The organism is Alistipes shahii WAL 8301, from assembly GCF_025145845.1.
Lineage (GTDB): Bacteria > Bacteroidota > Bacteroidia > Bacteroidales > Rikenellaceae > Alistipes > Alistipes shahii.
Map to the genome: position 1 here is coordinate 1,781,878 of NZ_CP102253.1, position 15,203 is coordinate 1,797,080.

General features: G+C 63.1%; 12 protein-coding genes. 8 read left to right on the forward strand and 4 right to left on the reverse strand.

Features of this window, described 5'->3' with window-relative positions:
* Positions 1-3: 3 nt before the first annotated feature.
* Complete coding sequence (locus tag NQ492_RS07710; protein WP_015546872.1) at positions 4-1,374, forward strand: MFS transporter; 1,371 nt, start codon at positions 4-6, stop codon at positions 1,372-1,374.
* A 79-nt stretch (positions 1,375-1,453) separates the two neighbouring features.
* On the opposite strand, the gene NQ492_RS07715 is transcribed toward NQ492_RS07710, so the two are convergent.
* Entirely contained in the window at positions 1,454-1,852 is a 399-nt protein-coding gene (locus NQ492_RS07715; protein ID WP_015546871.1) for a hypothetical protein, read from the reverse strand.
* A gap of 112 nt (positions 1,853-1,964) precedes the next feature.
* Between NQ492_RS07715 and NQ492_RS07720 the strand changes: the two genes are divergently transcribed.
* The 3 genes from NQ492_RS07720 (at position 1,965) to NQ492_RS07730 (ending at position 6,318) form a co-directional block, all read left to right on the forward strand.
* Positions 1,965-4,415, forward strand: coding sequence for a sensor histidine kinase (locus NQ492_RS07720; protein WP_044054244.1), 2,451 nt, complete (start codon positions 1,965-1,967; stop codon positions 4,413-4,415).
* 5 nt (positions 4,416-4,420) lie between these two features.
* Positions 4,421-5,779, forward strand: coding sequence for a sigma-54-dependent transcriptional regulator (locus tag NQ492_RS07725; RefSeq protein ID WP_015546870.1), 1,359 nt, complete (start codon positions 4,421-4,423; stop codon positions 5,777-5,779).
* A 260-nt stretch (positions 5,780-6,039) separates the two neighbouring features.
* Positions 6,040-6,318 (forward strand): hypothetical protein, encoded by a 279-nt coding sequence (locus NQ492_RS07730; RefSeq protein WP_015546869.1) that lies wholly within the window; start codon positions 6,040-6,042, stop codon positions 6,316-6,318.
* Positions 6,319-6,440: 122 nt separating this feature from the next.
* Here the strand turns inward: NQ492_RS07730 and NQ492_RS07735 are convergent, their stop codons facing one another.
* The 3 genes from NQ492_RS07735 to NQ492_RS07745 all read right to left on the reverse strand — a co-directional run bounded on the left by NQ492_RS07735 (position 6,441) and on the right by NQ492_RS07745 (position 9,940).
* Positions 6,441-7,952 (reverse strand): BACON domain-containing protein, encoded by a 1,512-nt coding sequence (locus tag NQ492_RS07735; protein ID WP_015546868.1) that lies wholly within the window; start codon positions 7,950-7,952, stop codon positions 6,441-6,443.
* Positions 7,953-8,074: 122 nt separating this feature from the next.
* A complete protein-coding gene (locus NQ492_RS07740) occupies positions 8,075-9,085 on the reverse strand; it encodes a GNAT family N-acetyltransferase (protein ID WP_015546867.1) in 1,011 nt (336 codons plus the stop codon).
* Between the two features lie 21 nt (positions 9,086-9,106).
* Positions 9,107-9,940 (reverse strand): hypothetical protein, encoded by an 834-nt coding sequence (locus tag NQ492_RS07745; RefSeq protein ID WP_015546866.1) that lies wholly within the window; start codon positions 9,938-9,940, stop codon positions 9,107-9,109.
* A gap of 93 nt (positions 9,941-10,033) precedes the next feature.
* Here NQ492_RS07745 and rsmH point away from each other — a divergent pair, with 93 nt between their 5' ends.
* Genes rsmH through NQ492_RS07765 form a run of 4 tightly spaced genes read left to right on the forward strand, consistent with a single transcriptional unit; the run spans position 10,034 to position 15,180 of the window.
* Positions 10,034-10,936, forward strand: coding sequence for a 16S rRNA (cytosine(1402)-N(4))-methyltransferase RsmH (gene rsmH / locus NQ492_RS07750; RefSeq protein ID WP_015546865.1), 903 nt, complete (start codon positions 10,034-10,036; stop codon positions 10,934-10,936).
* Positions 10,937-10,940: 4 nt separating this feature from the next.
* Positions 10,941-11,456, forward strand: coding sequence for an FtsL-like putative cell division protein (locus tag NQ492_RS07755; protein ID WP_015546864.1), 516 nt, complete (start codon positions 10,941-10,943; stop codon positions 11,454-11,456).
* Between the two features lie 6 nt (positions 11,457-11,462).
* A complete protein-coding gene (locus NQ492_RS07760) occupies positions 11,463-13,724 on the forward strand; it encodes a penicillin-binding protein (RefSeq protein WP_015546863.1) in 2,262 nt (753 codons plus the stop codon).
* 1 nt (position 13,725) lies between these two features.
* Positions 13,726-15,180, forward strand: a complete 1,455-nt coding sequence (locus NQ492_RS07765; RefSeq protein ID WP_015546862.1) for a UDP-N-acetylmuramoyl-L-alanyl-D-glutamate--2,6-diaminopimelate ligase — start codon at positions 13,726-13,728, stop codon at positions 15,178-15,180.
* Positions 15,181-15,203 lie beyond the last annotated feature (23 nt).

Below are 15,203 nucleotides of genomic sequence, written 5' to 3' on the forward strand. Positions count from 1 at the left end.
GCAATGAACCGCATTTCCCGCTTCTACCGCATCAGCGCCCCCGCTCCCGCCCGGGAGATGGACGAGGCCGCCCGCGACAAATACTACCGCCGCCTGCGCATGCAGGCCTTCATCGCCGCCACGCTCGGTTACAGCCTCTACTACGTCTGCCGGACGAGCCTCAACGTGATGAAGAAACCGATTCTCGACAGCGGCTCGCTGGACGCCTCGCAGCTGGGCGTTATCGGCTCGGCGCTGCTGTTCGCCTATGCCATCGGCAAATTCGTCAACGGATTCATCGCCGACTACTGCAACATCAAACGCTTCATGGCCACCGGCCTGATCGTCTCTGCGGCGGCCAACATGCTGATGGGCGTGCTGGGGCTGATGCACTCGGTCATCCCCACGGCCGTGATCTTCATCGCGTTCGCCGTGATGTGGGGCCTGAACGGCTGGTCGCAGTCGATGGGCGCCGCCCCGGCGATCATCTCGCTCTCGCGCTGGTATCCGCTGAAAGAGCGGGGGACCTACTACGGTTTCTTCTCGGCGAGCCACAACCTCGGGGAGTTCTTCTCGTTCCTGTTCGTGGGTTCGATCGTGACCTTCGCAGGCTGGCAGGCGGGCTTCTTCGGCTCGGCGATAGCCGGGGCCATCGGCGTGGTCGTGATCCTGCTGATGCTGCACGACACCCCGGAATCGAAGGGTCTGCCTCCGGTGGAGGCGCTGGCGCACGAGAAACCGGCGGCCTCGGCCGACAAGTCGGTGAAGGAGATTCAGAAGCAGGTGCTGCGCACCCCCGCGGTATGGATTCTTGCCGCTGCGAGCGCCTTCATGTATATCTCGCGCTACGCGATCAACGGCTGGGGCGTGCTGTTCCTGCAGGAGGCGAAGGGTTTTTCGGACGTCGAGGCGATCTCGGTGGTCTCGATCAACGCGCTGCTGGGCATTCTCGGCACGGTGCTCTCGGGGTGGTTCTCGGACAAGCTTTTCAAGGGCGACCGGAAGGTTCCGGCGCTGATTTTCGGCGTGCTGAACGCCGCGGCGCTGGCGCTGTTCTTCTACGGAGGCAACGCCATGTGGGTCAACGTGCTGTCGATGGTGCTGTTCGGCATCGCCATCGGCGTGCTGATCTGCTTCCTGGGGGGTCTGATGGCCGTCGACATCGTGCCGCGGAAGGCTACGGGCGCCGCGCTGGGCGTCGTGGGGATGACTTCCTATATCGCTGCGGGCATTCAGGACGTGGCGAGCGGCTGGCTGATCGACTCCAACATCACCGTTGCCGCCGACGGGGTGAAACACTACGATTTCGGCCCTGTGGCGATCTTCTGGCTTGCGGCGGCGGTCATCTCGTTCCTGCTGCCGCTGTTGAACCGCGGCAAGGTCAAGGAGTTTTAGAAAACCCGGAACAGATTCGAAAAAAACGTTGCAGGGCCTTTGCCTGCAACGTTTTTTCGTTTGTGCGGAGCGGACCGCTTTATCGGTCGACGCCCTGTTTTCCCTGCTCCGCAGGCCGGACGGTGATGATGCTGTCGACGACGAACTTCGTGAAGCCCCGCCAGGGCAGCGCCCCGAAATACTCCTTATAGTGCAGTTCGAGCGTCTTTCCCCCTTGCAGCATCAGCTCGCGCGCCAGCGCTTCGTTCTCGACCGAGAACTCGAACTCGTAGGACTGGATCGACCCGGCGGCTTTCGAGCGGATGCCGGTCTGGATCAGTTTGCCTTCGTAGGTCTTGAAAAGCACGCCCTTGTAGACGACGTAGTTCAGTTCTCCGCTCTTGACGCCCTCGCCGAAGACGAAGAAGAACCGGAAGTAGGCAGCCGCCGCCAGCACGGCGGCAATCGTTATCGTAATCAGTACCCAATGCTTTCTCATGGTTTTCGTGCGCCGGTTTTGTCCGTGCCCTCGTCGCAAAGATAAGCATTAAATCGTGCCGCCGTGCATTTTCCGCACGCGGGTTTCCGGGCTTTTTCGTATATTTGGGCCTGTGAAGGAGTCGAAATTCGTCAAAACGAAGATCGTGGCGGGCTATCTCCTGCTGATTGCGGTCTGTATTCTCTCGGTGGGCTACGTCTACCGGGTGGCGGTCCGTTTTTCGGCGCCCGACCGCAGTTACGCCCTGCTGCATACCAAGCGCAGCGCCGTCAACCGGACCCTCTACCACCTCTACCAGGCCGAAAGCTACGGGCAGCTGATGATCGCCGGATACGCCTCTTACGAGGCGCGTTACAGACGGGAACTGCGTACCGTGCGGGCCTCGATCGACTCGCTCCGGGCGCTGACCGTCGGCGGGGATTCGTTGCAGACGATGCGTCTGGACAGCATCACGCGGCTGATCGCCGACAAGGAGCGCCGCACGGTGAGCCTGCGCCGTTCGATCCGCGCCGGGGCCACGGCGGGCCTGCTGGACAAGAACATCCGCAGTCTGATCGGTCCCCGGGAGGCCGTCGTGGCCGATACGATCCCGTTCCGCAGCATCGTGCGGCAGGACACGACGGCCGTGCCGCGTGCCAAACGCCGCTTTTTCCAGCGGCTGGGCGATCTGTTCAGTCCCCCGGAGGCCGATTCGAGCCTCGTGATCTCGCGCCGCGAGACCATCGCCCCGGTCATCCCCGTCGACGCGGTGAAGGACACCATCGTGCTGGTGCTGCAAGCCTTGCAGGACAGCGTCACGAGCAACCGGCAGGGCATCTACGACCATGCGTGGCAGGAGGGGCTGCGGTTGAGTTACAGCAACGAACTGGTCAATACGAAGATATACCGCCTGATCATGGACTTCGAGGCCGAGGACACGGCCTACCTGATGCAGCGTATCGAGCGCAACGAGGCTTTCCGCAGGCGGTCGTCGCGCATCCTGGGCGGCGTGGCCATCGGGGCCGTGGTGCTGATGCTCCTGTTCGTCGGGATGCTTTGGCGCGACATCAATCGCAGCAACCGCTACCGCCGCGAGCTGGAGCGCGCCAACCGCGACAAGGAGTCGCTGCTGGAGGCGCGCGAGAAGCTGATGCTGGCCATCACGCACGACATCAAGGCCCCGCTGGGATCGGTGATGGGCTATATCGACCTGCTTGCGCGGCTGACGGGCGACAAGCGGCAGGAACTCTACCTGCGCAACATGAAAGGGTCGTCGGAACACCTGCTGGCGCTGGTCAACAGTCTGCTGGATTTCTACCGGCTGGATATTAACAAGATCGAGGTTTGCTGCGTGGCGTTCAGTCCCGCGCAGCTGTTCGAAAACATCCGTGCGGGATTTGCCGCCGCGGCCGCCGCAAAGGGGTTGGAACTGCGTCTGGAGGCCGAACCGGCCGCCGCGGGAGAGGTGTCGGGCGATGCGCTCCACATCCGTCAGATCGCCGACAACTTGATTTCCAACGCCTTGAAATTCACCGACGAGGGGTCGGTGACGCTCCGCGTGGACGTGGTGCGGGGGCGGCTGGTCTTCTCGGTGCGCGACACGGGCCGCGGCATCGGCCGCGAGGAGAGGGAACGCATCTTCGCCGAGTTCGTGCGTTTGAGTTCGGCGCAGGGAGTCGACGGATTCGGGTTGGGGCTGTCGATCGTCGACCGTCTCGTGAAGTTGTTGGACGGTACGATTTCGCTCGAAAGCCGTCTCGGAGAGGGGAGCAAATTCATCGTGTCGGTCCCCGTCGGCGAAGCGGCGGCCGAGAGTGCGGCTGCCGGAGCCGAAGAGTCTGCGCCCCAGGCGGGACTGCGCGTGCTGCTGGTCGATGACGATCCCCTGCAACTCGAAATGACCGCCGCGATGTGCCGCCGTGCCGGGGTCGGATGCGAGAGCTGCCAATATCCCGAGTATGTCGCCAAACTCGTCGGCGAGAGCCGTTTCGATTTGGTGCTGACCGATTTGCAGATGCCGTCGGCCGACGGGTTCGGCGTGCTGGAGGCGGTGCGCGGGGTCGATCCCGGGCTGAAAGTGGTCGCCGTGTCGGCGCGCGGGGACCTGGGCGCTGCGGATTTCGCGGCCCGGGGGTTTGCGGGGTGCCTCCGCAAGCCGTTCACTTACAGCGAACTGGTGGCGGCGATACGGGCGGCCTGCGGCAGCGGGGAGATCGTCCCGCAGGGCGGGGACCCGGAGATCCCGTCGGCGGACGGGGCCGATTTTACGGCCCTGACGGCTTATGCCGGGGACGATCCCGAGGCGGCGCGAAGCATCCTGCGCTCGTTTGCCGAACAGACGGCGGGAAATTGCGCGGAGCTTGAAAGGGCGCTCGGCGAGGGGGATGTCGCGACGGTGAAGACGCTGGCGCACAAGATGCTGCCGATCTTCACGATGCTCGGGGCGGCGGAGGTCGCCGAGACGCTGCGCCGGGGCGAGACGTGCGAAGGGCCGTTGCCGGAGGCCCTTTGCGGCGAACTGCGTGCGGCGGCGGGAAAAATCCGCGCGATTGTCGCGGAAGCTGAAAAAACGCTATCTTTGTGAAGCCTATGGAAGAGCGGATTCTGATTGTCGACGACGATATTACTTTTGCCCTGATGCTGCGCACGTGGCTCTCGAAACGCGGTTTCGGAGTCGGGACCGCCTCGTCGGTGGCGGCGGCGCGCACGGCTCTTGAGGCGGGAGGCTTCTCGCTCGTGCTGAGCGACATGCGCCTGCCGGACGAGGACGGCATCGCCCTGCTGCAATGGATGGCGGGAGCGGGTGTCGCGGCGCCGGTGATCGTGATGACGAGTTACGCCGAAATCCAGAACGCCGTGCGGTGCATGAAGCTCGGCGCACGCGACTATGTGGCCAAACCGGTGAATCCCGACGAACTGCTGAAAAAGATCCGTGAAGCGTTGGATGTTCCGGCGGCGCCGGCCGCGAAATCCGCTTCGAAGCCCGCGCCGCGTGCGGCCGGGAGCTTTTCGGAGCAGCCGCTCAACTACATCGAGGGCCGCAGCGACGCCGCCCGGCAGTTGTACGAACACATCCGGCTGGTGGCCCCGACCAATATGTCGGTGCTGGTCAACGGTGCGAGCGGCACGGGCAAGGAGCATGTGGCGCAGTTGATCCACCGGGAAAGCAAGCGGGCCGGAAAGCCCTTCGTGGCGGTCGACTGCGGGGCCATTCCCCGCGATCTGGCGGCTTCGGAGTTTTTCGGTCATGTCAAGGGGGCCTTCACGGGGGCTTTGGCCGACAAGACGGGCGCTTTCGAGGCGGCCGACGGAGGCACGCTGTTTCTCGACGAAGTAGGGAACCTGGGTTACGAAACGCAGGTACAGCTGCTGCGCGCCCTGCAGGAGCGGCGTATCCGTCCCGTCGGCAGTAACCGCGAGATTCCCGTCGACATCCGTCTCGTGGCCGCGACCAACGAGGACCTCGAAGCGGCCATCGCGCGCGGGACGTTCCGCGCCGACCTGTACCACCGCATCAACTCCTTCACGCTGCGTATGCCCTGCCTGCGGCAGATGCGCGGGGATATTCCGCTCTTCGCCGACTTCTTTCTCGACCAGGCCAACCGGGAGCTGGACAAGCGGATCGTCGGGTTCGACGCCGCGGTCGCCGCGGCCCTTGCCGCCTATGACTGGCCGGGGAACCTGCGGCAGCTGAAAAACGCGGTGATGTCGGCGACGCTGCTCGCCGCGGGCGAGTACATCACCTGCCGCGACCTGCCGGCCGAAGTCACCGGAGGTCCGGCGGAACCTGCGGAGGCGCCTCTTTCGCTGCGCGATCCCGCTTCCGAGGAGGAGCAGATCCGCCGCGCCCTCGCAACGGCGGGCGGCAACAAGTCGCAGGCCGCCAAACTGCTCGGCATCGACCGCAAAACGCTCTACAACAAACTCCATCTTTACGGTATCGAATAGGAGGCTTCCCGCCTGTCCCGTTCCGGTTTCCGGACGGCCGTTCCACACTCCGGCTGTGGAATTTTTCCACACTTTCTGTCCCGTCTCCACATTTTTCCACACCTTCTCCGATTTTTAGCGCAATGGCGTTTGCGTTGGAAATCTGTTTGTTGCGTGTTTTGCGCCGTTGTGGCACTTCGCTTGAACTTTCAGAAGTCAGAACGCGAGTAAGACGACCCGCTAACGAAAGAATGAAGTTCAACCATTTAAATTTTAAAGCTATGAAAAAGACGATTGTGATGATGGCGGCGCTGATGCTGACGGCCGGAGGAATGGTTTATGCCCAGCAGCCCGAAAAGCAAGACACGCCCCAGAAGGAGAATCCCACCGCTCCCGAGCAGAAGCAGGAGCCTACCGCTCCGGAAGAGAAACCCGACCCCGTGAAGCCGGAACAGACTCCCGCAGAGCCGGAATCGGAGCCCGCCGAGCAAAAATCGGAGCCGGTGAAGACGGAGAAGAATGCAAGCCTGGAGAATCAGTCGGGAGAGGTCGTCCGGTAATCTTCCGCCCGAAATCATTTAGTTAAACAATTGTTTGCCTGGTCCCCTGCTTCGGCGGGGGATTTTTTTGCGCGAAAAAAACGCCGCCCGAGCCGGGTGGCGTTTTTCGGTGCCGGGGGCATTTACTGAATCCATTCCACGTTCGCGGCGTCGCGGAAAAGGATGTTCAACGGCCGGACGAGTCCGTCGGCATCGGCGGCAAAGAGGAAGCCCACCTTGTCGAGCGGTACGGAGATAAAGGTCGTCGAGGGGTAGCCGCCGATCATGTCGATTTTGTCGAGCAGCGCCCAGACGAAGATTTCGAACGGCATCTGGCCCGGCAGCAGCGTCAGCCCCTCGAACCGGTCGGGGTAACCGGCCGACGAGCTGTCGGCGGGATGGGGCTTGAAGAAGATGTCGTAATCGCTGCCGTACTGCTGTATGATCCGTTCCACATAGGCCGCCTGCTGCTGTTCGCTCGCGGCGGAACTGTGGCTCGTGCCGATGATGATGAGGTTTTTCTTCGGCGACAGGTCGAACAGCCCCGCGAAGCGGGCGTAGTCGAATTTGGCCATGCGGTAGAACTGTTGTTTCGAAGCCTCGGGAAGGGCTGTCAGCAGTTCGTAGGGCTGGACGCTCTCCATCTTCATTGCAGCCAGCCGGTCGGCGATGAACGGGCAGGAGGACTCCATCAGGCTGCTGTTTTGCAGCATCAGCCGGTAATCGGGGCGCGTCGAGAGGTAGTAGGGCCAGGTGTAGGAGGCGAACTCCTCCGGCGCGCGGGTCTCGGGATAACGGCCGCCGTGGTTCCAGTCGAGGGCTTCGACTTCGGCGGCGTAGTCGTTCCAGTTCTGCTCGGCCGTGGCGGCATCGCCGAAGTAGTTGTGGAAATTGTTGTAGGTCGCCGTGCCGTCGGAGAGCATCGTCACCTTCACGCGTGCCGAGTCGATGCCCTGCGCCACGAACCAGTCGTAGCCCAGGCGGCACCGCAGGTCGTCGACCCATAGCCCGAAGACCGCTGTGGGGTCCTCGGCGTTGATCTCCAGGATGCGGCGTTTCATCGCTTCGCTCATGGCCCGTAATTCCTCGTTGGTGGCATGGCCCGTGGGGTCGGCGACGGGGTACACGAAGGCCCGGTCGGGAAATTCGGCGGCGTCGAAGGTGCTTGCGCGTTCGTAGGAGACGTAGCTCGGTTTGTCGTGCGAAAGCAGGTGCAGGCCCGAATAGAGGGTCGGCATGGTTCCGACCGAAATGTAGAAATAGTAGTCCGGGGCGTCGAATCCCGTGCCGCCCGCACTTTGCGAGACGGTGAAAGCCAAGGTCTTTCCGTCGCAGGAGAAAAGAAGCGACGCACTGCGGGCAGGACCCGGATTCTCGGCAAAGGTCACGTCGATCTCGGAGTACCCTGCCGGTCCTTCTTCTGCGGAGAGGGTCAGCCAGTCGGGTTTTTCGTCCTGACCGTAGTTTTCCGGCGCCAGCGTCACGCTCCAGGGCGCCGGAGCATTGACGGTGATCTTGCCGCTGCGGGCGAGGTGGTCGAGCGACAGAAAATCGGTTCCGCCGTTGATGCTGACCGACGGAGTTCCGTCGTCCGCACAGGACCAGGTTCCGGCCGCGAGGCCCAGGATCAGAAGAAGACGAAATAATCGTTTCATGCGAGGTGTTTTTTAGTTGAGTCGTTCGTATCGTTAAATGCGGAAATGTGCGGTTTACTGCACGGCATGCAAAATTCAGGCCGCCCGATTGTCCGGACGGCCGTGAGGGAAACAGGGCGTTTTCAGGCGTTCCGCTTTTTCTTGATGCGTTCGAAATGTTCGCGCAGGCGTTCGCTGAACTCCTCGCGGCGGTGTTTCAGATTGGCCCGCCACCCCAGCCAGCGGGTGTAGCGCAGGCGTTTTTCGGGATAGATGTCGCGGATCGTCACCAGGATGCCCGTCTCCTCCACACCGCCGAAATCGGGGTTCGACACCGTGTCGAAAACCCGCATCGTGGGCGAAAGGTTCATGTAGGCGTTGATCAGCGGCGGGATGTTCTCGTTGAACTTGCGGATCTGCTGGATCAGGATGCGGTAGTTCTCCATGTAGGTCGCGCCGCAGAACAGTTCCTCGTAATAAGGGTCGTCCAGGTCGAGCCGTATGGGATGGATGCCCTCCACCAGCTGGTCGCGGTCGGGGAAATAGCGGCGCAGGAACCAGATCAGCGCGTTGCGGGCCACGGCCTTGTAGGTCGTGTACATGGTGACTTTGCCGAAAAGGTATTTGGCCTTGGGGTTCAATACGATCAGCGCGCCCAGTCCGTCCCAGAGGTTGTCCAGCGCATAGATGCTCTTGGCGTTGCCGCGGGCCTGGTAGGCGGGCTGCACGAACGAACGCCCCAGTTCGATGGTCCGGGGCAGGAACTTCCGGCGGAAACGCTCGCTGAAACGGAAATAGTGTTCGGTCGAGAGATGGCGGGGGTTGGGCGTGGTGCAGACGATGAAGCGGTAACCGCCGACGATCTCCTGCGCCGAGGGGTCCCAGACGATCAGCTGGTAGTAGCCGTCGCCCGCGAGGTCTTCCTCGTCGATGTCCACCTCCTGCCCCGTGCCGCCGCCGGCGCCGCGGAAGGCCGCTTCGCGCAGGCGGCCCACCTCGCGCATGAGCGAGGGGCATTCGGCGGCCGAAAAGATGTAGATTTCATTGCCTGCCCGGTGGGTGTTGCGCATCTTGCGGGCGGGCGTCAGTTCTGCGAGCAGCAGTTCCCGGGCGACCGGTTCGATGATGGGTACTGTATTCTCTTTCTGTTGCATGACAGGGCAAAAATACCAAAATTAGCGGTTTTGATTCGGGCCGGCGAGCGTTTTTTCCAAAAAATACGCTTTTTTACGTACTTCCAGCGCCTGTTCGTGCAGCGACCCGAAACGCTGGAGTTCGGCCACGGGAATCGGGTCGCCGACGACGATGCGGAAATGGCGGCCCTTCTGCGAAAACATTTCGTCGGGCAGCCACAGCATCTCGATGTTAAACTTGACGCCCAGCGCCTTGCGGATCCGGTAGACGCGGTAGAAGAACTTCGACAGACGCCCTTCGACGAAGACCGGAACGATCTGCCGCTGCGAGGCGTAGGCCTTTTTCAGGAAGCTGATTTTCCACTCGGGGTCGGTCACCTCGCCGCCGTTGGGGCGCGAGCAGAGACCCGCGGGAAAGGTCAGGACCGGCAGATCGCCGAAGAACTCTTCGTCGAACTTCCGGGCGTAGGAGGCGCTCTGCGCGCCGTGCTTGTTCACCGGAATCCACAGCGGGCGCAGCGGTTCGAGGTACATCAGCAGGTCGTTGACCACCACCCGCGCGTCGCCGAAACGGTCGATCAGCTTGTCGGCGAGCATCATGCCGTCCATGCCCCCGAACGGATGGTTCGAGGCGAAGAGGTAACGGCCTCCGGGGGCGAGCTTGTCGAGTCCTTCGATCGAATAGGTGACCTGCCATTCGCGGAAACAGGCGCGGATGAACTCCTGCGGAGGCAGCGACCAGTAGTGTTCGAGGATATGGTTGATTTCCGACTCGTGGATCGTGCGGCGCAGCCAGTTCACGACCGGACGGGGAATCCAGCGAGCCAGCCGCGGGGCTTTCTGCCTGAGTACGGCGCCGATGTCGATTTTGGGCATGGAATGTTCGGAAAATTATATCCACAAATATAGGCATTCTTTTTTGAAAAATCCCTAACTTTACACCCAAATAGACCTTTGCAAATAACTATTATGTCGCAATACCATACTCCCGTACTGCTGGAAGAGTCTGTGGGACTGCTCGCTGTCGAACCTGCGGGCACTTACGCCGACCTCACTTTCGGCGGAGGCGGCCATTCGCGCCGCATCCTCTCCGACCTGGGGCCGGAAGGCCGTCTGTACGGCTTCGACCAGGACCGCGACACGCTGGAGAACCGTCCCGACGATGCGCGTTTTCACTACGTGGAGAGCAATTTCCGCTTCCTGCGGGGGGCGCTGCGGCTGCGCGGCGTGACGGAGGTCGACGGCATTCTGGCCGACCTGGGGGTTTCGTCGCACCATTTCGACGCCGTGGAGCGCGGATTCTCGTTCCGCGGAGAGGCTCCGCTCGACATGCGCATGAACCAGAGGGGGCGGCTCACGGCGGCCGACGTGGTGAACGACTACACCGCGGAGGACCTGACCCGCATTCTGGGCGACTGGGGCGAGGTAGAAACACCGTGGAAGGTTGCCAACTGTCTGGTCAAGGCCCGTGCGGCGGCGCCCGTGACGACCACGGCGCAGCTGGTCGGAGCCGTGAAGCCCTGCACGCCCAAAAAGGACGAGGCGAAATTCCTGACCAAACTTTTCCAGGCCCTGCGCATCGAGGTCAACGGCGAGATGGAGGCGTTGAAAATGGCGCTGGAGCAGAGCCTGCGGGTGCTGAAGCCCGGCGGCCGGCTGGTCGTTATCTCCTACCATTCGCTCGAAGACAGGCTGGTGAAGAATTTCATGCGCAGCGGCAACTTCTCGGGGCAGGTCGAAAAGGACTTTTTCGGTCGTTCGCAGGCCCCGTTCGACCTCGTGACGCGCAAGGCCGTGACCCCTTCGGCCGAAGAACTCGACCGCAATCCCCGTTCCCGTTCGGCGAAACTCCGGGCGGCCGTAAAACGCTGATACGATGTACCGAGACCACGAATTCGACCCGGTGACCCCCGAGGAGCAGGCCCGCCGCGAGCAGGAGGAGGAGTTCGCGCGCCGTGTGCGCCGCGAGGTGCGGCGCATGGAGCGGGGCGAAGCCGAAGAGGACATCCGCGCCGACGAGGAGCGCGAGGCCGAAGAGCGGGCCGAAGCCGAAGAACGCGAACGCCGCGAGCGACGCCGCAGGTCCAGCACCTTCTGGCAGCTGTTCTCGGGTACGATCCTCGTGCGCGAGGGCGTCTCGAAATACTATCCCTATATGCTGACCATCGCCGGGATGTTTTTTTTGAGCATCATGGTGATGTTCTGGTCGCTGCACCTCGACATGCGTTACACGCGTCTCGAGCGCGACGTGCAGAAACTCCGCGAACGCTCGATCCGCCTCCAGGAGCAGCGTTACCAGCGCACGACCCATTCGGCCATCGTCGAACAGCTCCGGGCGCGGGGCATCGAGCTTTACGACCCGCAGGCGCCGGGCGAGATCATCGAAAACTAAACGGCGATGAAGCAGGAACGTTCGAAGGTCAAAAGCGATATTCTGCTGCGGGTGAGGCTTCTGTACGTGCTCTTCATCCTCGCCGGGGCCATCGTGCTCGCACGGCTCGTCTGGGTGCAGCTGTTCAGTGCGGAGGTGGCCTACAATGCCGACCGCCTCGCCAGCCGCATCTTCACCGAGGAGGTCATCCCGGCGCAGCGAGGGAGCATCCTTTCGCGCGACGGCGAACCCCTCGCCACCTCGATCTTCCGCTATCAGGCCGCCTTCGACTTCGCGTCGCCGGGGCTGGATTCGCTCAAGACCTTCCGCGAACAGGCCGACTCGCTCGCGAAACTGCTGGCTGCCTTCTTCCGGGACAAGCCCGCCTCGGCCTATGCCAAACGTTTCCGCGAGGAGCACGCCCGCCGTTACCGGCTGGTCAATCCGCGCGACACCTCCTACCTGCGTTCCGAGGGGTGGATTTCGCGCATGATGGACCGCATGCGGGGCGAGGAATATGTCAAACGCCGCATCTACGACACGATCCGCGACCATACGCCCGTGAATATCTTTCCCCGCGAGGTGGATTTCGCCGAGTGGGAGACCCTGCGGCGTTATCCGCTGCTGAACTGGAACATGGGCATGGTCTACCGGCTGATCGAGCGCGACGAACGCATCTATCCCCAGGGCGAACTGGCGCGCCGTACGATCGGACTGACGGGCGACAAGGGCAATTACGGCATCGAGGAGGCCTACCGCGAGGAGTTGGCGGGCCGCGACGGCAAAGCCCTGCGCCAGCGCATCGCGCGCGGCTTTTACGGCCGGGTGGCGGGCGGGGACCACGAGGACCCGGTGGACGGCTTCGACATCGTCACGACGCTCGACCTCGACTTGCAGGATGTGGCCGACAAGGCGTTGAGGCGACAGCTGGAAGCCCAGAATGCTTTGTGGGGCACGACGATCGTGATGGAGGTCCATACGGGCGAAATCCTGGCGATGGTCAACCTCGGCCGCAATGCCGACGGGAGTTTCGCCGAGCGGGAGAACTACGCCCTGGGCCGCAGCATGGAGCCGGGTTCGACGTTCAAGCTGGCGACGATGCTCACGCTGCTCGACGACGCCCGGATGCCCGTCTCGACGGTTTACGACACCCACAACGGCGATCCGGTGACGGTAGGCCCGGCCAGGAACATCCGCGATTCGCACCGCGGCGACCGTGAAATCGACTTCCGGCGCGCCGTGGCTTCGTCGTCGAACGTCTACTTCGCCAAGGCGATCTGGGACCGTTACGGAAGTACGGGCAGAAAGCAGGAATACAGCGATTTTCTCCATAAGGAGCTGCATCTGGGCCAGACCGTGGGGCTGGAGCGGCTCGGCGAGCGGAAGCCCTCCGTCACCACGGACTGGAAGGTTCCCGACCCGGGCGTGATGCTGGTGAAGATGTCCTACGGTTATCGTGTGCGGCTGGCCCCGATCCAGATGATAACCTTCTACAACGCCATTGCCAACGGCGGGAAGATGATTTCGCCCGTGCTGGTGCGTGAACTGCGCCGCGGCGATCGGGTCGAGGAGCGTTTCGAAAGCCGTACCATCGCCTCGTCGATCGCCTCGCGGGCGGCGTTGCGCGAGGTGCAGCAGTGTTTGCAGGCGGTCTGCACCGAGGGTACGGCCAGCGCTTTTTTCCGCGACACGACGCGCCTGCGGGTGGCGGCCAAGACCGGTACGGCGCAGATCACCGATGCCCGCAGCCGCGAGGGACGTTACTACCTGGGTTCGATGGTGGCCTACTTCCCGGCCGACGCGCCCCGCTACACGGTGCTCACGACCATCGAAACCCGCGCCCAGGCCGGGAAAGCCTACTACGGGGGACCGCTGGCGGGTCCCGTCGTGAAGCGCATGGTCGACTACATCTTCAACCGCGGCCGCGACTGGTACGGCCGTGTCGACGACGGCGGTCCGCGCCGCTATCCCGACCGGATGAAGGGCGGCGACATCGCGCAGGTCCGCCGCGTGGCCGACCGCCTGTCGCCCCGCGCCTCGTTCGAAAGCCGCACGGGCTGGGGGCGCGTCGCGGTGGACAGCCTCTCGAACGTCGTCATCACGAGCCTGCCCGGCGACCGGGGCGTGATGCCCGACGTGCGCGGCATGGGGTTGAAAGACGCGCTGTTCGTGCTCGAAAGCCGCGGACTGAAGGTCCGCTTCTCGGGACGGGGAGCCGTAACGCAGCAAAGTATCACCGCCGGAGCGCGCATAGCACCGGGCACGGCGGTCGTCATAACGTTGAAATAGGATGAAAAAATTAACCGATATTCTGAAAAATACCCCCGTCCGGGAGGTGTGCGGCGATACTGCCGCCGCCATTGGCGGGCTGGTCTACGATTCGCGCGCCGTGAAACCGGGCGACTGCTTCTTCGCCGTTCCGGGCACGCAGAGCGACGGACACGACTATATCCCCATAGCGGTTGAAAAAGGCGCGGCGGCAATCGTCTGCGAACGGATGCCGGCGGATGCGGCGGAGGGCGTCGCTTATGTTCTCGTCGGGGACTCGGCGGGGGCCATGGCCGATATGGCCGCGGCGTTCTACGACTACCCGAGCCGCGAGCTGAAACTCGTGGGCATCACCGGGACCAACGGCAAGACCACGACCGCGACGCTGCTCTACGATCTGGTGCGGGCCATGGGCTACAAGGCCGGGCTGATCTCGACGGTGGTCTACAAGATCGACGGCCGCGAGGTCGAAGCCACCCACACCACGCCCGATTCGATCCGCCTGAACGCTATGATGCGTGAAATGGCCGACGCCGGGTGCGCATACTGTTTCATGGAGTGTTCGTCGCACGCCATCGTGCAGGAACGCACGCGGGGCCTCGATTTCGCGGGCGGCATCTTTTCGAACATCACGCACGACCACCTCGACTACCACAAGACCTTCGCCGAGTACATCCGGGCCAAGAAGCTCTTTTTCGACGGGCTGCCCAAGGGGGCTTTCGCTCTGACGAACGCCGACGACCGGAACGGACGCGTGATGGTGCAGAACACCGCGGCGGCGGTGAGCGCCTATTCGCTGCGCGCGATGGCCGATTTCCGCTGCAAGATCGTCGAGATGCACCTCGACGGCATGCTTCTGCGCATCGACGGGCAGGAGTTGTGGGTGGGGCTGCTGGGGCGGTTCAACGCCTACAACCTGCTGGCGGTCTACGGCGCTGCGGCGCTGCTGGGACTCAACCGGGGCGAGGTGCTGCGCGTGTTGAGCATGCTGCACGCCGTGAGCGGCCGCTTCGAGAAGATCCGCGCGGCGAACGGCACGACGGCCATCGTCGACTATGCCCATACGCCCGATGCGCTGGAGAACGTGATTCAGACCATCGAGGAGATCCGCACCCCCGGCCAGCAGCTGATCGTGGTGTGCGGCTGCGGCGGCGACCGCGACCGGACCAAGCGTCCCGAGATGGCGGCCATTGCCGTGAAGTATGCCACGACGGCGGTTTTCACCTCCGACAATCCGCGCCACGAGTCGCCCGAGGCGATTCTCGACGACATGGTCGCGGGGCTGGAGCCCGGTGCGCGCTACCTGCGCATCGCCGACCGCGCCGAGGCGATCCGCACGGCCGTGATGCTCTCGCGTCCGGGCGACATCATCCTCGTGGCGGGCAAGGGGCACGAAACCTATCAGATTGTCGGCGACGTGAAACATCCTTTCGACGACCGGGAAGAGATAAAGAAGCGCTTTGCGCTTCTCAATTAAAAATGAAAAATTAAGAATTGTTT

Excerpts from the sequence above, each read along its gene's own strand:
- NQ492_RS07760 (WP_015546863.1), top strand. The coding sequence starts at position 11,463 with ATGAAGCAGGAACGTTCGAAGGTCAAAAGCGATATTCTGCTGCGGGTG.
- NQ492_RS07765 (WP_015546862.1), top strand. The coding sequence starts at position 13,726 with ATGAAAAAATTAACCGATATTCTGAAAAATACCCCCGTCCGGGAGGTG.
- NQ492_RS07725 (WP_015546870.1), top strand. The coding sequence starts at position 4,421 with ATGGAAGAGCGGATTCTGATTGTCGACGACGATATTACTTTTGCCCTG.
- NQ492_RS07730 (WP_015546869.1), top strand. The coding sequence starts at position 6,040 with ATGAAAAAGACGATTGTGATGATGGCGGCGCTGATGCTGACGGCCGGA.
- NQ492_RS07755 (WP_015546864.1), top strand. The coding sequence starts at position 10,941 with ATGTACCGAGACCACGAATTCGACCCGGTGACCCCCGAGGAGCAGGCC.
- NQ492_RS07745 (WP_015546866.1), bottom strand. The coding sequence starts at position 9,940 with ATGCCCAAAATCGACATCGGCGCCGTACTCAGGCAGAAAGCCCCGCGG.
- NQ492_RS07710 (WP_015546872.1), top strand. The coding sequence starts at position 4 with ATGAACCGCATTTCCCGCTTCTACCGCATCAGCGCCCCCGCTCCCGCC.
- NQ492_RS07740 (WP_015546867.1), bottom strand. The coding sequence starts at position 9,085 with ATGCAACAGAAAGAGAATACAGTACCCATCATCGAACCGGTCGCCCGG.
- NQ492_RS07715 (WP_015546871.1), bottom strand. The coding sequence starts at position 1,852 with ATGAGAAAGCATTGGGTACTGATTACGATAACGATTGCCGCCGTGCTG.
- rsmH (WP_015546865.1), top strand. The coding sequence starts at position 10,034 with ATGTCGCAATACCATACTCCCGTACTGCTGGAAGAGTCTGTGGGACTG.
- NQ492_RS07735 (WP_015546868.1), bottom strand. The coding sequence starts at position 7,952 with ATGAAACGATTATTTCGTCTTCTTCTGATCCTGGGCCTCGCGGCCGGA.